This is a genomic window from Butyrivibrio sp. MB2005, from assembly GCF_000424285.1.
GTDB lineage: Bacteria > Bacillota > Clostridia > Lachnospirales > Lachnospiraceae > Butyrivibrio.
In genome coordinates, this window is sequence record NZ_AUJP01000003.1 from 57615 (window position 1) to 74863 (window position 17249).

A 17249-nucleotide genomic window follows, 5' to 3' on the forward strand; every position below is an offset into this window, starting at 1 on the left:
TTTTCTTATAGGAAATACTACCTAAATAGCATTTCGTGCCCGTTGGGGATACCGGGAACAAGTTTACTGTATTGAGCCGGCGTTTGATTTATCAACGGGAACGAATGGAACCCAGACGTACATTTTATCGTTTGTTACATACTCTACATCCTTGATGGTGCCTTTCTTCGCAAGGGCTACAGCTGCTTCTATGCAGGCAGCACCCTGACCTGTAGCTGACTGATAAACTGTGAACTGCATACCGCCATCCAGAATGGACTGGCAGCCGTCTACTGTTGCGTCAATTCCAACAACAGGAACCTTTGAGGTATCTATTCCAAGTTCATTCATAGCCTGAACGACACCAAGTGCCATGGAATCGTTGTTACAGATGACGCAGTCATATTCCTGCTGTGTCTTCAGGAAGGTCTTGAATCCGTCTGCAGCCTTCTGAGTATCCCAATAAGCTGTATCATTGAACACGTAGTTGGCATCAACGCCGTTTTTCTTGAAGAAGTTTTTAACGGATTTGGTTCTGCTGATTGCCGCAGGGTGCCCGGGCTGACCCTGGAAAAGAACTACATTAAGGCTCTTTGGATTGCCCAGTGTTTTCCATACATATTCTGCCTGCATGGTTCCTGCATCTATTTCATAACTTCCAACATAAATGTATTTATCAGGTTTAAGGTGATCTTCTGAGGGCTGTGTGTTGGTGAATATTATAGGTGTATCACCTGCTATTACCTCAAGCTGCAACGCAGTATCTGCATCAACCGGATTGCAGATAATTGCGTCATATCCCTTTGACACCGCGTCGCGGATCTGAACAACCTGTTCATCTACAGAGGCACATGGTGCTCCAAGATCAACAGTCACTCCGCTTTTGGCGCCTGCCTCTGCAACTGAGTTCATTATCAGCTCCTTGAAATCGTCGAGAGTCAAAGTGGAGAAGAATACTTTGACGCCTGAACCATCAATAGAGCCACTATCTGAGGAAGCTTTTCCGCAGCCTGTGATAGTAGTGATTGTTAATATACATACTGCCAAAATACTTATCAATCTGGTTGAAATGCATTTTTTCATGATAAGACCTCCTCTTAAATCTTAAACTGTTGAACATGGGCGGTGAGAGTGTCAGATGTGTTTGCAAGCTCGTGTGAGTTGTTGGCCACATCTTCACTGCTTCTTGATATATTCTTGGCCTGTTCAACCATGTTCTGTGAGGTTGCCAGTATCTCATCTGCACTTGCGGCCTGTTCTTCAGAGATGGCAGCTACATTAGTTGATACATCATTAACCTTTTCGACATTCCTTATCATCTCTTCTATGCACTCATTGGATGCCTGAATATTGGAATAAATCTGATCGAAGGTATCAACTGCTACGTTAATAAGTTCACTGTTTTTCTCAATACTTTCGGCACTGGCATTGGCCTGACCTACGGCTTCATCAATCAGTCTGTGGACATCACCGATGAGGTTGGAGATATTTGTTGCGCTTTCTGAACTGGTTTGAGCCAGTTTGCCAATTTGTGTTGCAACTACTGCAAATCCCTTACCTGCTTCACCGGCGCGGGCAGCCTCGATAGAAGCGTTAAGTGATAAGAGATTGGTCTCTTCTGCAATCTCTGCGATCATGCTTACAATATTCGTGATTTCTTCAGATGCCTTGCCTACCTCATTGATGGAATCAACAAGCTGGTTGTTTGCAGATTGGATTCCTTCCATGGCATGGGAGAGTTTTTCCATATCTTCCCGGCCTTTCTGAGAAATCTTAACGGTTTCCTTCATTGCCACATCAGCTTTTTCTGAATTATCCTTGGTATCAGCTACTACGTTAGCAAGTGTGGTTGCATTTTCAGCGATATCTCCTACAGCTATGGCAAGCTGATCAACAGTATCATTAAGCTGCTGCATAGCTTCTGCCTGTGACTGTGATGCATCGAACATGTCTCTTGATACAGCGTCGCTGGTTTCAGATTCCTGTTTAAGCTTTTCAGACTCTTCGCTGATGCTTGAAAGCATACTTCTCATACTGGCAATGAATTCGGAAATCTTGCCACTCATGACGCCAATCTCATCATTACTCTGAGGTTTTATATCTATAGTAAAGTCGCCTTCGCTCATGGCGTGGATACTTTCTGTTATTCCTGCGAGAGGAGCTATAACTTTGCTAACTACGAAGATGATGAGAAGTATGATAATAACTACAGCGATAATACCTGCCATTAGCAGATAATTTGCAAGCTCCTGAACGCTGGCCATTATAACATCCTCTGCAATATAGGAAACCAGTATCCAGTCAGTGCCACTGATTTCTTTAAAAGCAACAACATATTTGCCGATGTCCTTTGTTGTAAGATCATTATCGGCTATGGACTGAGCAATGCCTGCCAGAAGACTGTTGCTGTTGTTTGTGTCAAGCGTTGTGGATACAAGGGCGGAATCTCTGTGAGCAAGAATGGTATTGTCGTTGGTGTCAACAAGGAAAGAACTTGCTTTATCCATTTTTACACCGGAGTTAACAATAATACTGATTTTGTCCAGAGTAACATCTGCGGCTATGACCTTTATGGAATCATCACCGTAATTGATGATGGCAGAGGCACTTATTACATTGATGCCTTCTGCGTTTTTGTATGCTGTACCGTACTGCATGTTAGCTCTTGTAAGTCCCTGCTTGTACCAGGTAGAGTTAGTGGGATCATTTTCCTCAAGGGATGACTCTGTAGGCTTTATAAACTCTCCATCTGAGGTTGCTATATGTAGTCCCTCAGGTGAATTGGAATTGAACCCATAATAGGAATCAAGGAGTTTTTGAAGCTGGTCGGAATCAGGTTCAGAGCCTTCAATAGCCTGCTTCGCAGTTTTAAAGAACTCAAGATTTTCATCCAGCCAGGATTCGATGTTATCTGCCTGATTGGAAATGGAAGTATTCAGGTTGGCAGTTGCAAGCTCGGTCATACGTTTTCTTGACATGGTAGTAGCTATGGTGACAAGAACAGCAATCATGATAACTACTATGGGAACGATGTACAGAAGTAGTCTGTTCCTTATTTTTCCTCTCTTTGGAACTTTAGCAGCTTTTTCACTCATTTGGGCCTCCTTTATTTGAAGGAAAATACAATACATATAATGCTATTCTAAACTTATCATTAATGTGTAAAAAAACAGCGAGCATATTCTAAAATTTGCGTAAATTATTACGAAAAAAAGAACAAACTATATTACTCTATTTTGTACCAAATCAAATAGAGTCTGTGATACAATAAAAATCAGCATAAATGCATTATAACGATGTAAGGGGGAGCATATGGAAAACAACGTTAATGAAAAAATACTGAAATTCCAGAAGCTGCAGACTTTCTGTACGGCAGGTATATTTGTAGTTATTCTTATCGCAGTTATTATGGTGGTACCAAGGGCTGTTAAACTGCTGGATCAGGCACAGAGTGTAGCGGAAGGAGCCATGTCTACACTGGAGAAGGCGGATAGTACTCTTGCCGACATATCCGAAATGGCCGATTCGATTGAGCAGACCGGGGAAGACATGAATAAGCTAATCAAGGATAATGAGAGTACTCTCACTGAATCACTGGATAAAATGTCTCAGATAGATTTCGATGGACTTAATAAGGCGATAACTGACCTTCAGGATGCAGTTGGTCCTTTTGCGAGTTTTATGAACAAATTTAGATAAGGGGTGATTGATATGGCTAAGAAAGCAAGTGATACAATAAAGGACATCGCAAAAACCGTTACAGAGGCAGCAGAGCCTTATATCGAAAAGGCAAAGGAAAAAGGAGCTCCTGTCATCGAAGAGATGAAGGAGAAGGCTGAGCCTGCAATCGATGTTGCCATGAAAAATGCCGGCCCTTATATCAAAAAGGCAAAGGAGCAGGGAACCAAGGCAGCTGATAAAGTACGAGCAGCTACCAAGGATATATCTGAGGCTTCAGCCAAGAAGAACCAGAAGACCGAGTTCTTTATCCAGTATAAGGATTATGAAATCCGCACAGAGGATATTGCACAAAAGATCCGCGAGCAGTATATTGCAGAAGGACATAAAGCAAGTGACATTAAAGAGCTTCAGGTTTATTTAAAACCCGAGGAGAACACCGCGTATTATGTGGTTAACCACAAGGATACAGGTAAGTTCACATATTGATTAGCAGTAAGGCAGGATTTATTTTTGAAGATAGAAAAGAATTTATTTTTTAATTTAAGACATTACGAGTATGGAGAGGCGTTTTTTGGAAGCTACAAGGGAATGCGCTTCCGACTTGCAAGAGAACCGCTGGATCACGTGTTTTTCGTGCCGGTAGAGGACAGAGATCCCGATGCCAGACTTATGGCAACGGTGTGGCCTGAACCATACAGCTATTTTGATACTCCCGATGAACAGAAAATATCAGAGAAGTTTTCCATTGATGAGGAGGGCTTCGATGCGGCAATTGAGTGGATCAATCAGATGTATGACAGCCGCGACTGGAATGAATCCTGAAAATTTAAAAATTGAAAAAAGGAAAAGCAGACTCCCCGCAGAATATAATAACTGTGGGGAGTTTTTCAAACTATGAAAATAAGAGAAAACTTAGAAAACAGAGAAAGACTTAATTTAAGCCCTTATGCTACCCTCAGCATGAATTCGAGGGGGAGGGAAATTGATGAGGAGCCCTGCGATATCAGACCGTGTTTTCAGCGGGACAGGGATCGAATCTTATATTCCAAATCATTCCGCAGACTTAAGGACAAGACGCAGGTTTTTTTAACACCTGACGGAGATCATTACAGAACCAGAATGACTCATACCCTTGAGGTAGCTCAGAATGCAAGAACCATTGCAAGAGCACTTAAGTTAAATGAGGATCTGTGTGAAGCCATTGCTTTTGGTCATGACCTTGGGCATACACCCTTTGGCCATGCGGGAGAACGCGCGCTTAATGATATCTGCCCTTATGGCTTTAAGCATAACGAGCAGAGTCTTCGTACAGTTGAACTTCTTGAGAAGGATGGAGCAGGCCTTAATCTGACCTTTGAAGTCAGAGACGGAATCATTAATCATGAGATGAATACCACAGCCATCACCTTAGAGGGAAGGGTTGTGAGGCTTTCAGATAAGATAGCTTATATTCATCATGATATGGATGATGCCATAAGAGGCGGAATACTTAAGGTAAGCGATGTGCCGGAGAGCATTACAAAGGTCATCGGTCATACCAATGGTGAGTGGCTTGATACATTTATTCATGACATAGTTGAAAACAGTTTTGATAAGAATGACATTGCCATGTCCGATGAGGTGGGCAATGCGCTGATGGAGCTAAGAGCCTTCATGTTTAAGAGCGTATATACCAATCCTGTAGCCAAGAGCCAGGAAGGTAAGGCTGAGAACCTCGTCAAGATTCTTTATCAGTATTATATGGACCATCTCGATGTGCTTCCGGATTACCTTAAGAGATTACTTGAGGATGGACAGCCCAGAGAGAGAATTGTTTGTGATTATATAAGTTCCATGACAGACAGATTTGCGATTGCCAGATTTCATGAGATCTATGTGCCTCAGAGCTGGCAGGTACTATAAGGGACTTTTCAAATAAAGGGATAAAAATGCGATACTCGGATGACATCATAGAAGAGGTCAGATCCCGTAATGACATAGTGGACGTTATAGGGCAGTATGTGAGCCTTAAGCGTGCCGGAGCCAATTACGTGGGGCTGTGTCCTTTCCATAATGAGAAATCTCCGTCCTTTAGTGTTTCACCATCCAAGCAGATGTTTTACTGCTTTGGCTGCAGAGTGGGCGGCAATGTTTTCTCGTTTTTAATGAAATATGACAATTTGACATTTGGTGAAGCAGTCAGATCTCTTGCTGAGAGAGGCGGAGTGAAGCTTCCTGAGGAAGATGAATCCCCCGAAGCTAAGCGGATGAGAGATAAACGTGCCACCCTTTTTGAGATAAATAAAGAGGCTGCCAAATACTATGTTTATCAGTTAAAAGGCAGATCCGGTGAAAAGGGCCTTGCTTATTTTAGAGACAGGAAGCTTACGGATGAGACCATTACCAGATTCGGACTTGGCTATGCAAACGTCAGCAGCGATGATCTGGTGAAATACCTTAGGAGCAAGGGCTACAGCGATGCTCTTATCATCGAGGCGGGCCTTGCATCCCATGATGAAAAATACGGCACCCATGATAAGTTTTGGAACAGAGTAATGTTTCCGATACTTGATGCCAATTCCAAGGTCATCGGCTTTGGCGGAAGACTGATGGGAGATGGAAAACCCAAATATCTCAATTCTCCCGAGACCCCTGTTTTCGATAAGAGCAGGAATTTATTCGGACTTAATTATGCCAAGAACGCCAGAGCAGGCTACATCATTATCTGCGAGGGATATATGGATGTAATAGCGATGCATCAGGCAGGCTTTAATATGGCGGTTGCATCATTGGGAACAGCTTTTACATCACAGCAGGCCCAGCTCCTTAAAAGGTATACCGATACCGTCATACTTTCATACGACAGTGACGGAGCAGGTACCAGCGCAGCCCTGAAAGGAATACAGCTTTTGAAGGAGGCGGGACTAAAGGGCAAGGTTCTTAATCTTAAGCCCTATAAGGATCCTGATGAATTCATAAAAGCTGAAGGGAAAGAAGCTTTCGAAGAGAGAATCAAAAAAGCTGAGAATCCGTTTTTCTTTGAGATTTCCGTAAAGGAAAGGGAGTACGATATGTCGGATCCCGCTGCCAAGACGGAGTTCCACAGATATATTGGTCAGAAGCTCTGTGAATTCAAGGAAGCCGTCGAGAGAGAGAATTACATCGAGGCGGTGGCTCAGAGATATTCGATAGGTTCAGATGATCTGCATAAACTGGTTGCAAGCATTGCAGCAGAGGGCGGAATAGTCAAAGCCAAGGAAAAGCCAAAGAGCGGAATGCATTCACAGCTAAGGAAAGAGGATCCGGGCAGGAAGCCCCAGAGAGTTCTGATAACCTGGCTTGCGGATGAGCCGGAGCTTTTTGAATCAATCAGTAAGTGGATTGAACCTGAAGATTTTTCAGATGATTTGTACAGGGGAATAGCGAAGCAGATGTGGGAAGGATTGTCCGATGGCAGTTTTGATCCCGCCAGAGTGCTTGACCGATTTGTTGAAGAGGAAGAGCATGCACAGGTTGCGGAGCTTTTTAATTCAAACCTTGTTCAGATAGATACGAAGGATGAACGTGAAAAAGCGCTACATGATATTTTATATGAGGTCAAGAGGACCGGTTACGAGAGGCGACTAAAGGACATGGCATCCGACGATCCTGAGAGATGGAATTTTACACTCCAGGGAAAACGCAGACTTGAAGAGCTATTAAAGGCAAGAATCATAATTAGCACTGATTAAGAAAGGAATTGATTAACGTGGCAGAGAAGAAGACAACAGCTAAGACAACGTCAAAGACAGCTAAGGCCAAGGCAGAAGAGAAAGAGACAGTAAAGAAGACTACCAAGAAGGCTGCAGCTGAAAAAGAGACGAAGACTACAGCCAAAGATAAGAAAGCTGCTGAAAAGGAAACAAAGACAGCAACCAAGGCTAAGAGCACCAAGGCAGCTGAGAAAGATACAGCAAAAGAGACTGCTAAGAAGGAAAGCGCCAAGAAAGAAACAGCCAAGAAAGAGCCTGCTAAGAAGGCTTCCAAGGCAGAAGAGAAGGAAGCACCTAAAAAGGAGACCGCAAAGAAGGAGCCTGCAAAGAAGGCTGCTGAAGAAAAGGCTGCTAAAAAGACAGCTAAGAAAAAGGCTGCGCCCGAAAATACTTCTCCTGCCGGAGAAGAGGGCGGCGATGAGCTCGATGAGGAGACAAAGGCTAAATTCATCCAGAAGATGAGAGAGCTCCTTGCACTTGGTAAGAAAAAACAGAATACTCTTGATTACAACGAAGTAAGTGATTATTTCAGAGACCTTAACCTCGATGAAGAGAATCTTGATAAGGTGCTTGAGCATCTTGAGTCAGCAGGAATCGACGTAATCAGAATGGACGATACAGAAGTTGAACTTCCCGATGATGATGAAGTTGTTCTCTCTGATGAGGATGAGGTTGATATGGAGAATATCGATCTCTCAGTTCCGGATGGAATCAGCATTGAAGATCCGGTTCGTATGTACTTAAAGGAGATCGGTAAGGTACCGCTTCTTACAGCAGAGCAGGAAATTGAGCTTGCTCAGCAGATGGAAGACGGTATGATGGCTGAGAAGATTCTTGCAGCAGGCGGTGCTGACAAGGTTGAGGTTAAGGAAGAAGAGCAGGAGCCTTATGATCGCATTAAGGATCTTGATGACAAAGAATTAAAGAACCTCACTTACTATGGTAATGAAGCAAAGAAGCGCCTTGCAGAAGCTAACCTTCGTCTTGTTGTAAGTATTGCCAAGAGATATGTTGGTAGAGGTATGCTTTTCCTTGATCTTATTCAGGAAGGTAACCTTGGTCTTATAAAGGCAGTTGAGAAGTTTGATTTCCGTAAGGGATTCAAGTTCTCCACATATGCAACATGGTGGATCCGTCAGGCTATCACCCGTGCAATCGCTGACCAGGCAAGAACAATCCGTATTCCTGTACATATGGTTGAGACTATCAACAAGCTCATCCGTATCAGCAGACAGTTGCTTCAGGAGCTTGGTCGTGAACCCACACCTGAAGAAATCGCAAAGGAAATGGGCATTCCTGTAGAGCGTGTAAGAGAGATTCTTAAGATTTCTCAGGAGCCTGTATCCCTTGAGACACCTATCGGTGAAGAGGAAGATTCACATCTTGGTGATTTCATTCAGGATGATAACGTACCTGTACCAGCAGATGCTGCAGCATTCACGCTTCTTAAGGAGCAGCTTGTAGAAGTTCTCGGAACTCTTACAGAGAGAGAGCAGAAGGTACTTAGACTCAGATTTGGTCTTGATGACGGAAGAGCAAGAACTCTTGAAGAGGTTGGTAAGGAGTTCAACGTTACCCGTGAGCGTATCAGACAGATTGAAGCTAAGGCCCTGAGAAAGCTTCGTCATCCCAGCAGAAGCAGAAAGCTTAAGGATTATCTGGATTAATGAAGAACGTACAATTATCAGAAAGACTTTTCGCGGCTGCATCCCTTGTTCCAAAGGGCAGCCGCGTGGCAGATGTCGGGACGGATCATGGATTCGTTCCGATTTATCTTATAAATGAAAATATCGCAGAGCACGTAGTGGCCATGGATGTAAATGAAGGTCCTTTGGAAAGGGCTAAGGAGCACGTCCATGAGTACGGCCTTGATGAAAAAATCGAGCTCAGGTTATCGGACGGGCTAAAGGAGCTTCTGGAGGGAGAAGCCGATACCATGGTATGCGCCGGTATGGGCGGCCTTTTGATGATGCGAATTCTGAAGGAGGGAGATCCTGTAGGTAAGGGCATAAAGACTATGATCCTTCAGCCTCAGTCTGATCTTGTGAATTTCAGAACATTCCTCAGCGAGAATAACCTTGTGATAGATGATGAAATGGAGATTTTCGAAGAGGGAAAATATTACACCATGATGAGGGTGCGATCTGATTTTTCCGGGGACATCACTCCTGAAGAAGAGGCTGTAAATGAGATAGTAGAGCGTTGCGGCTGCGATAAGGAAAGGGCGGTTCATATCTGTCATAGATTTGGCCCTGTTCTTATTTTGAGAAAAGACCCGGTTCTTAAGGATTATCTTGAGCACGAACTTAGTGTTTACGATAAGATTTTAAAAAAATTATCTGAAAACGAGCATACAGACAGAATGCGTGATATTATAAATAAAAAGAACGATATTACAACTGTTCTTTCGCTGTATTAAGCTACTGACAATTTTGTGCATGAAAGGTTTAGGGGGAACATTATATGCCAAAGCTTAGGATAAACGGTGAGATTAAAGAGTACGACAAGGGCACTACTTTTGAAGAGATTGCCAGAGAATATCAGCCCAAGGTTCCAAATCAGATCGTGGCTGTTACCTATGGTACCCGTATCAGGGAGCTTATGAAGAAGGTCGATCATGATGATGACCTTACTTTTATTACAACAGCAGATGAGATTGGTAATAACACATATACCAGAACTGCGCTCATGATGCTTATTAAGGCTGTCCGTGATGCTTCAGGCAAACAGCCTGCTTTTACCAGAATCGAGTACAAGATTGGTAACGGATATTACTGCAGCATCAGAGGAGATTTCAAGGTTACCGAGGCATTTGCCGAGGAAGTTCAGAAGCGCATGCAGGATATGGTTGATGACCATCTTCCCATAACCAAGAAGGGATTTTCTCTTCCTGATGCAGTTGATATTTTTACTAGAGAAGGCATGGATGATAAGGTTCGCCTTCTTCGTTACCGCAGAAGCTCGGAAGTAAATGTATATAAGCTTGATGGATTCTCGGACTACTATTATGGATATATGCTTCCGAATACCTCTTATGTTAAGTGGTTTAAGGTTGAGAAATATCACGACGGACTGCTTCTTAATCTGCCCACCAGAAAGAATCCTGATTCCATCACTGAAAGTGCTCCCAGAGAGAAGATTTTTGCTGAGATGGTTAGAGCTTCCCAGTGGGGAGAAATGATGGGAGTTGATACTGTAGGTGACCTCAATGATGTTATCTGCAGCGGCGGTTTTAATGAGCTGATGCTGGTTCAGGAGGCTCTTCAGGAGCGAAGAATCGGTGAGATCGCCAAGAAGATTTTTGATGCAAAGCATGTAAAATTTGTCATGATAGCCGGTCCCAGCTCATCAGGAAAAACATCCTTTGCCAACAGACTTGCAATTCAGATGAGGACCTATGGTCTTCGTCCCCATCCAATAAGTCTTGATAACTATTTTGTTAACAGGGAAATGACTCCTCTTAATGAGGATGGAAGCTATAACTTTGAGTGTCTTGAAGCTCTCGATGTTGAGCAGTTCAATAGAGACATGGTGGATATTCTTAACGGCAAGAAGGTGGAGATGCCAACCTTTAACTTTGTTACAGGTAAAAGGGAGATGAACGGAGATTTCCTTCAGCTTGCTCCCAATGATGTTCTTGTTATAGAGGGAATTCACGGCCTTAATGAAAAAATGAGCTATGCACTTCCTGCAGAATCCAAGTTCAAGATTTACATAAGTGCATTAACCACTTTGAGTGTTGATGCTCATAACAGAATTACCACCACAGATGGTCGCCTTATTCGAAGAATAGTAAGGGATGCAAGAACCCGCGGGGCTACCGCTAAACATACTATTGCCATGTGGGATTCTGTAAGAAGAGGGGAAGAGCAGAATATTTTCCCCTTCCAGGAAGATGCGGATGAGATGTTCAATTCCGCTCAGATATATGAACTTGCTGTTTTAAAGCAGTACGCAGAACCGCTACTTTTTGCAATTAAGCCGGGAGAGCCTGAATACTTCGAAGCTAAGAGGCTTCTTAAATTCCTGGATTACTTTGTGGCTGTAGACGCACAGGCACTACCTATGAATTCACTTACCAGAGAGTTCGTGGGTGGAAGCTGCTTCAAAGTATGAAAGTACTTTTATAACATCAACAAGGCGTACGGCCACCATTTCATCATTCTCGGTGCCGCCTGCAAGAACGCCTACCAAATTGCCATTGATATCAAATACTCCGCCTCCGGACATTCCTTCGTGGGCGGAGCATTTTGCATATAGCATCTTGTAACCGAAGTTTGTCACCAGAATATTGGTATTGATGGCTGTTCCGTAGATGTAGCTTTCTGCTACCTTTGTTCCGTTTCCGTAAAAATCATAGTTCTGATTTTTCTCAGGAAAAGCGCAGGGCTCTGAATCCAGAGCAATAACTATTTCGCTGCTTTTTTTCTCAAAAGCATTGAAGGCTTTTTCTGAGATTGGTGCGCTCTTTAGGTGGATAAGGTCTGATGGATCAATTTCTGATGTGGGGACGCTGATAAGAGCTGCGTCCACATTTTCATCTATGTATAAGAGCTTAGATTCCTTTACAAGGCCGTTATAGAAAACGGTGTAAATCATATCTTTTTCTGTATAAACCCTCATGACATGGGCAGCAGTCAGGATTCTGATCTCATCTTCATCCACAGAAATGATAGTGCCCTCGCCGTAATGGTTTCCTATCTGTATTCTTACATAGGAAGGCCTTATATAAAGAGCGGTTTCTATAACGTCTTGTTCTGATTCAAAGTTATTGTCAATTGGGGACATGGAAAAGGCATCGACAGAAAGCATGTCTCTAGCTATCTCAGATGGCATGGGGCCGTGAGCGCTTGCCTTTATGGGATTAAACAATATGATGATTAAAAGTGAAAAGATTATTTTCTTAGACATTGTTCCTTTTATGTATGAGCAGGCCTGTAAGCCGGGTTATGTCGTGAATGATCATCTATCTAGGACTGCTGTTGCCAACAGCCTCAAGCGACCCACCTGAAAACGGACCGGGCCGATCCATGGTTTTCTTTTCGGTCTTGCTTCGGATAGGGTTTACATGGCTACAGATGTTACCATCTGCACGGTGGTCTCTTACACCGCCTTTTCATCCTTACTCTTACGAGCGGTTATTTTCTGTTGCACTATCCCGGGAGTCACCTCCGCCGGACGTTATCCGGTATCCTGCCCTATGAAGCCCGGACTTTCCTCACCCGCACCCTTTCGGGAATAGCGGCCGCGATCATTTGTCCTGCTCATACATAAGCACTTTAATAAATAGAATGTTTATTGTCAAGCATGATTAAATTTTCTCAAGTCAAAATTTGCAAGTTTTAATGAGATATCAACTAGGATTTAGATAAATTTTTCATGTAAAATGGAAGGGTAGAATTCTATTTGTATTGGAGGGTTACTATGGATACAAGTTTTTTGAAGCATTTTTCACTTGAAGGTAAAACAGCGTGGGTTACAGGCGCTTCTTACGGCCTTGGACTTGCTTATGCAATCGCATTTGCTCAGAGCGGTGCAGAGATTGTTTTTAATGATATCAGCCAGGAATTGGTGGATAAGGGCATGGAGGAATATAAGAAGCTGGGAATTGATGCTTACGGTGCTGTTTGTGATGTCACGAAAGAGGATCAGGTTCTTGAGTTTGTTAAGAAGGCTGAAGCTGCTAAAGGACCTATCGATATCCTTGTAAATAACGCAGGAATAATTAAGAGAATTCCTATGACAGAGATGAGTGTTGAGGAGTGGAATCAGGTAATTGATGTGGATCTTACAGGTCCATTCATCTGCTCAAAGGCAGTGCTTCCCGGAATGATTGAGCGCAGAAGCGGTAAGATCATTAACGCCTGCTCCATGATGAGTGAGCTTGGAAGAGAGACTGTTTCTGCTTATGCTGCAGCAAAGGGCGGTCTTAAGATGCTTACAAGAAATATCTGCTCTGAGTATGGTCAGTACAACATTCAGTGCAATGCCATCGGACCCGGCTATATCGCTACACCTCAGACAGCACCCCTTAGAGAAAAGCAGGCTGATGGTTCTATGCATCCCTTCGACAGATTTATCAGATCCAAGACCCCTGCACAGCGCTGGGGCAAAACAGAGGACCTCATGGGGCTTGCTGTATTTCTTGCATCTCCTGCATCTGATTTCATCAATGGTCAGGTGGTTTATATTGATGGAGGTATCCTTGCATACATTGGTCAGGATCCCGGGAACCTTGATCCTTCCAAGTTTGAAGACTGATAAAGCTTTGCTTATGAAAAGCCCCATGTCTGCGCGACACGGGGCTCTATTATTGTTTTATTCTGTTTCCGTATAACCTTTTAGATCTTCATCAGCTATATCATCATAGTGGACTACGAGATTTCTTCCGTGTCCCTTTGCATAATATAGAGCTCTGTCTGCTTTTCTTACAGCGTCGTGGTAATTGCCGCCATCATATCTGCTTACTCCCACAGAAATTGTAATTGGACAAACCTCATTCTCTGTATGTTCAACTGAGTGTCTTATATGCTCAGCGATCCTTAAGCCGACTTCCATCTCAGCGCCAACAAGAAAAACTACAAATTCTTCGCCGCCCCAACGGATAAGCATATCTGATGATCTGATACATCTCTTTATCTGTTCTGCAAGAAATACCAGGACCTTATCGCCGGCATCATGACCGTATGAATCATTTACTCTCTTGAATTTATCTATATCGATCATCAGTACTACAATATCCGATGATTGGGGTATGTTCAGTTGTTCAGTCTCGTCATCCGAAATGATCTCATTGATTTTGTTCCTGTTAAATGCTTCGGTAAGGTTATCGGTAATGGATGTTTTCTCCAGCTCCTTTTTTATCAGGTACTGATCCGCATAAGAGTTTTCCAGAATGAGCATAATGAATATTATGCCTATGAAAACAGGCACAGCCAAAGAAATCATCATATTAAAGTGTTCATAATGATTCCACATGTTGGAAATAATTATGTTCAGCAAAACCAGTGAATGGATGGGGATGTGATATACCACAGGCATTCCAAGTCCGATGGCTAGAAATGCAAAATGCATTATTATAAAGCCTTCTCTGGCGAAATCCTTGTTTGGCAGATACCAAATGGACCATATCGTGGCCCACATGGATGCATGGGCTACCATATAATATAGGAAGACGCCATACCTGTAATCCTTTATCCTGCGCTCGCAGACTGCAAGCAGAATAAGAGGTACTATGACAGAAAACCTCGGAATTAAAGTCTCTGCAGCGAATCTTCCGAAAATCTGACAATCAGAAACAAAATATGTTATCTCCAAAAGTCCTGTCAACAAAGCTGATAAAAAGGAGACCTTCCGGTAATAATCAAATTTCGATTGATAAAAAATATGAAGTTCATCTCTTGGTATTTTTTTAGTAAACATATAAACATTTTAGCACAAAAAACATTTTGAACAATATAAATGAAAGTTGATAAAAAGCGAATCTGAAAATCTTAAGATTCTTATGGCAATCTTAAGAAAGGTTTAAGTTTACAAAAATATATTGCATTGTGATTTTTGGCGTGGTAGTATCACTTCCTGTCGGCGGTCAGCCGGCTATTCTTTGAAGCCATCGCTTCAAGAAGAATCCCTATTGTTTTTATTTTTATTATTTTTTATGAAAGGCGGTTTATTATCTATGAAACCATTTAAACAGAGTAACTCGATGAAAGAATTATTAAAGAAGCTTCGCAGGCACGATACCCTTGTTATGGGTGCCGGTGTTATGGCTGCAACAATTTTATGTGGTGCTTTTGTTTATGTAACAACACCTGCCATAAGTGCTGATGCGGCTGCGGAGGAGGTCCGTAAGGATTCTCTTGGAGTCCAGAAAAAGGCCAGCGATCAGCTAAAAGAGATCGACAATTATCTTGAGAAGCTTGATAGTGTCGTAACAGGCAGCCAGGATCTTATTAAGGAGATTCAGACTGTTCAGAGTGAGCAGAAGCAGCTTACTGAAAAGACAATTGAAAATGAAAAGAACAATTCCACTGTAACAAATAATACCAAGGTGGTAGAGAAAATCGGAGGTCTTGATAAGGAGCTGGCATCAATCCATACAGAAATTCAGAACACATCCGATCAGGTAAAAGAGCTTAAGGAGAGCATGAATAAAGGTGGGAGCGATAACTCAGATAAAGATAAGGAGAATTTCTCACAGATTACAAATGCGCTCAGTGATATTAAGAAGGCTTGTGAAAAATCAAGTTCAGATGTTACAGCGCTGGCTACACAGATCAAGGAGAGCAAGGATACTGCAGGAACTGATAACAAAACTGTAATTAATAATCTTGAGAAGATCGAGAAGCAGCTCGAGAAGGTAAATGCAAATGATACTCTTTCCAGAATGGAGTCTGATCTTTTAAGAACCCAGAATACTTACATCACCAAGATGAATGACCTTGAAAATGGCGTAGAAAAGGTAGATAAGAGCGTATCCGGAGTCGGTAAAAAGGTTGAGACAGGCCTTGCAGGTATCGATAAAAACGTTGACGGTGTTGAGAGCAAGGTCGGCGATGTGGGAAACAAGGTTGACGGAGTGGACAGCAAGGTTAGCAGTGTTGAAACAAAAGTTGGCGGAGTAGATGGCAAAGTCAGCAGCGTTGAATCCAAGGTTGGCGGAGTTGAAAACAAGGTTGATGGCGTTGGCGCAAAGGTCGATAACGGTTTTAATAATGTAAAAAGCGGTGTCGATGGTATTCAGCAGACTCAGAATGACACCAATGACAAGCTTGATACCATGGATGACAGAATGGGCTATATAGAGGAAGACATCGATGAGATTGACACTAATATTCAGTCCCTTTCTGAAAAGCTTGAAACGGTTTTTAACCAGGTGGCCAGCGGTAAGAGTAAACTGGCATCCGCGCTTGCCACACTTGGAGTAAATGTTCCTGAGGATGCCAAATTTGCGGATCTTGAAAATGCAATAAAGCAGGTTCCTGAGGCAATTGTAAAGACAAGTAATGTTGAATATGTTCGTCACCATCACAAGGATGGAAAGGGTGCTTGTCCCTATGAGACCAGTAAAAATAAAGGCGGCTGCTTCCAGACCGAAGTAAGACACAGACATGGCCCTGAGTGTTTTGAAGAAAAAACATATTACAGCTATAAAACTGAGCACTATGATAGCAGAGAGTTTATGAATGGCGGCCCGGAGAAATACACCTGTGATCTGTGTCACAAAACATTTTTGCATAGCCCCTTACATGATGAGGAAACTGATGACGTTCTTCTGGCATCACAAAGAAACGTTACAGGATGTAAAAAGAGGGTTGAAAGAAATCTTATCTGCAAAAAGAAAAATATGATTGAGTGTTATGCTCCAAATTGTGGATATTACGAGAATTCGATTGTTGAAGCTATCATTAAATATGATAAAAAGAATAATCTTGAAACATCTCTAATGAGCACAAATCAGGAAGTGAATTTTATAGACGGAGAGATACTGTTTGAAGAGTTTATTCCAAGAAATAATGATGATTCAGAAATTGAGGATTATTCTGAAACTGAAGTGGAAGGTGATGAAAACACAGATGGTAGTTCCATAGAACCGGCTCCGGAGGTTGGCGATAATAATGAAATTGCCGGTGAACAGCAGCCTGATGCTTCGAATGGAACGGAAGGCTCAGAAGCAAAAAACAGTGAGGTAGAAAACGAGACTATAGAAGAGGAGAGAGAAGGTAGTGAAAGCGAAGAAGAGAAACAGACTGATAATTCTGTGGAAGTAAAAGAGGAAGCATCAGGGGATGGTAATGACACGGCCACTCCTGAGGCTACTACAGAAAATAACTGATATTCTGCGTTCCTTGACAGTTG

The 17249-nt window shown here is 42.6% G+C and carries 14 protein-coding genes and 1 other RNA gene; 10 read left to right on the forward strand and 5 right to left on the reverse strand.

Annotated features, from left to right (window positions below):
- Positions 1 to 63: 63 nt before the first annotated feature.
- Together G610_RS0100340 and G610_RS0100345 are read right to left on the reverse strand one after the other, a co-directional pair.
- Entirely contained in the window at positions 64 to 1062 is a 999-nt protein-coding gene (locus G610_RS0100340; protein ID WP_026523181.1) for a substrate-binding domain-containing protein, read from the reverse strand.
- Positions 1063 to 1076: 14 nt separating this feature from the next.
- The gene (locus G610_RS0100345) at positions 1077 to 3074 is read right to left on the reverse strand and encodes a methyl-accepting chemotaxis protein (RefSeq protein ID WP_026523182.1); all 1998 of its coding nucleotides are present in this window, start codon (positions 3072 to 3074) and stop codon (positions 1077 to 1079) included.
- Between the two features lie 217 nt (positions 3075 to 3291).
- Here G610_RS0100345 and G610_RS0100350 point away from each other — a divergent pair, with 217 nt between their 5' ends.
- From G610_RS0100350 to G610_RS0100385, 8 genes are all read left to right on the forward strand, one after another.
- Positions 3292 to 3678 (forward strand): hypothetical protein, encoded by a 387-nt coding sequence (locus G610_RS0100350; RefSeq protein ID WP_026523183.1) that lies wholly within the window; start codon positions 3292 to 3294, stop codon positions 3676 to 3678.
- A gap of 12 nt (positions 3679 to 3690) precedes the next feature.
- The gene (locus tag G610_RS21790) at positions 3691 to 4146 is read left to right on the forward strand and encodes a DUF6465 family protein (RefSeq protein ID WP_051197383.1); all 456 of its coding nucleotides are present in this window, start codon (positions 3691 to 3693) and stop codon (positions 4144 to 4146) included.
- A 24-nt stretch (positions 4147 to 4170) separates the two neighbouring features.
- A complete protein-coding gene (locus tag G610_RS0100360) occupies positions 4171 to 4482 on the forward strand; it encodes a hypothetical protein (RefSeq protein ID WP_026523184.1) in 312 nt (103 codons plus the stop codon).
- Positions 4483 to 4554: 72 nt separating this feature from the next.
- Positions 4555 to 5562: a deoxyguanosinetriphosphate triphosphohydrolase gene (locus G610_RS0100365; protein WP_026523185.1), complete on the forward strand. Its 1008-nt coding sequence runs from the start codon at positions 4555 to 4557 to the stop codon at positions 5560 to 5562.
- Positions 5563 to 5588: 26 nt separating this feature from the next.
- The gene (gene dnaG, locus G610_RS0100370) at positions 5589 to 7370 is read left to right on the forward strand and encodes a DNA primase (protein WP_026523186.1); all 1782 of its coding nucleotides are present in this window, start codon (positions 5589 to 5591) and stop codon (positions 7368 to 7370) included.
- 479 nt (positions 7371 to 7849) lie between these two features.
- Positions 7850 to 9058: an RNA polymerase sigma factor RpoD gene (rpoD, locus tag G610_RS0100375; protein ID WP_035796575.1), complete on the forward strand. Its 1209-nt coding sequence runs from the start codon at positions 7850 to 7852 to the stop codon at positions 9056 to 9058.
- Positions 9058 to 9810, forward strand: coding sequence for a tRNA (adenine(22)-N(1))-methyltransferase (locus tag G610_RS19105; protein ID WP_035796508.1), 753 nt, complete (start codon positions 9058 to 9060; stop codon positions 9808 to 9810). Before rpoD ends, G610_RS19105 begins: the two co-directional genes overlap by 1 nt.
- Before the next feature lie 44 nt (positions 9811 to 9854).
- Positions 9855 to 11507 carry a nucleoside kinase gene (locus G610_RS0100385; RefSeq protein ID WP_026523188.1) on the forward strand — a complete coding sequence of 551 codons (1653 nt, stop codon included), beginning with the start codon at positions 9855 to 9857 and terminating at the stop codon, positions 11505 to 11507.
- On the opposite strand, the gene G610_RS0100390 is transcribed toward G610_RS0100385, so the two are convergent.
- Complete coding sequence (locus tag G610_RS0100390; protein WP_026523189.1) at positions 11463 to 12302, reverse strand: S1 family peptidase; 840 nt, start codon at positions 12300 to 12302, stop codon at positions 11463 to 11465. The genes G610_RS0100385 and G610_RS0100390 overlap by 45 nt on opposite strands.
- An 11-nt stretch (positions 12303 to 12313) precedes the next feature.
- Positions 12314 to 12658, reverse strand: an RNA gene (gene rnpB, locus G610_RS21880) — RNase P RNA component class A.
- A 157-nt stretch (positions 12659 to 12815) separates the two neighbouring features.
- Here rnpB and G610_RS0100395 point away from each other — a divergent pair.
- Positions 12816 to 13652, forward strand: a complete 837-nt coding sequence (locus G610_RS0100395) for a gluconate 5-dehydrogenase (RefSeq protein ID WP_155830926.1) — start codon at positions 12816 to 12818, stop codon at positions 13650 to 13652.
- A 57-nt stretch (positions 13653 to 13709) separates the two neighbouring features.
- Here the strand turns inward: G610_RS0100395 and G610_RS0100400 are convergent, their stop codons facing one another.
- On the reverse strand, positions 13710 to 14708 hold the full coding sequence (locus G610_RS0100400) for a GGDEF domain-containing protein (RefSeq protein ID WP_196809785.1): 999 nt from the start codon (positions 14706 to 14708) through the stop codon (positions 13710 to 13712).
- Positions 14709 to 15096: 388 nt separating this feature from the next.
- Between G610_RS0100400 and G610_RS0100405 the strand changes: the two genes are divergently transcribed.
- Positions 15097 to 17226, forward strand: coding sequence for a hypothetical protein (locus G610_RS0100405; protein WP_026523192.1), 2130 nt, complete (start codon positions 15097 to 15099; stop codon positions 17224 to 17226).
- The last annotated feature ends 23 nt before the right edge of the window (positions 17227 to 17249 follow it).

What these genes read in the sequence shown, in the direction of transcription:
- G610_RS0100340 (WP_026523181.1), bottom strand. Translation starts at nt 1,062, where the DNA reads ATGAAAAAATGCATTTCAACCAGATTGATAAGTATTTTGGCAGTATGT.
- dnaG (WP_026523186.1), top strand. Translation starts at nt 5,589, where the DNA reads ATGCGATACTCGGATGACATCATAGAAGAGGTCAGATCCCGTAATGAC.
- G610_RS0100390 (WP_026523189.1), bottom strand. Translation starts at nt 12,302, where the DNA reads ATGTCTAAGAAAATAATCTTTTCACTTTTAATCATCATATTGTTTAAT.
- G610_RS0100365 (WP_026523185.1), top strand. Translation starts at nt 4,555, where the DNA reads ATGAAAATAAGAGAAAACTTAGAAAACAGAGAAAGACTTAATTTAAGC.
- G610_RS0100405 (WP_026523192.1), top strand. Translation starts at nt 15,097, where the DNA reads ATGAAAGAATTATTAAAGAAGCTTCGCAGGCACGATACCCTTGTTATG.
- G610_RS0100350 (WP_026523183.1), top strand. Translation starts at nt 3,292, where the DNA reads ATGGAAAACAACGTTAATGAAAAAATACTGAAATTCCAGAAGCTGCAG.
- rpoD (WP_035796575.1), top strand. Translation starts at nt 7,850, where the DNA reads ATGAGAGAGCTCCTTGCACTTGGTAAGAAAAAACAGAATACTCTTGAT.
- G610_RS0100385 (WP_026523188.1), top strand. Translation starts at nt 9,855, where the DNA reads ATGCCAAAGCTTAGGATAAACGGTGAGATTAAAGAGTACGACAAGGGC.
- G610_RS0100345 (WP_026523182.1), bottom strand. Translation starts at nt 3,074, where the DNA reads ATGAGTGAAAAAGCTGCTAAAGTTCCAAAGAGAGGAAAAATAAGGAAC.
- G610_RS19105 (WP_035796508.1), top strand. Translation starts at nt 9,058, where the DNA reads ATGAAGAACGTACAATTATCAGAAAGACTTTTCGCGGCTGCATCCCTT.
- G610_RS0100395 (WP_155830926.1), top strand. Translation starts at nt 12,816, where the DNA reads ATGGATACAAGTTTTTTGAAGCATTTTTCACTTGAAGGTAAAACAGCG.
- G610_RS21790 (WP_051197383.1), top strand. Translation starts at nt 3,691, where the DNA reads ATGGCTAAGAAAGCAAGTGATACAATAAAGGACATCGCAAAAACCGTT.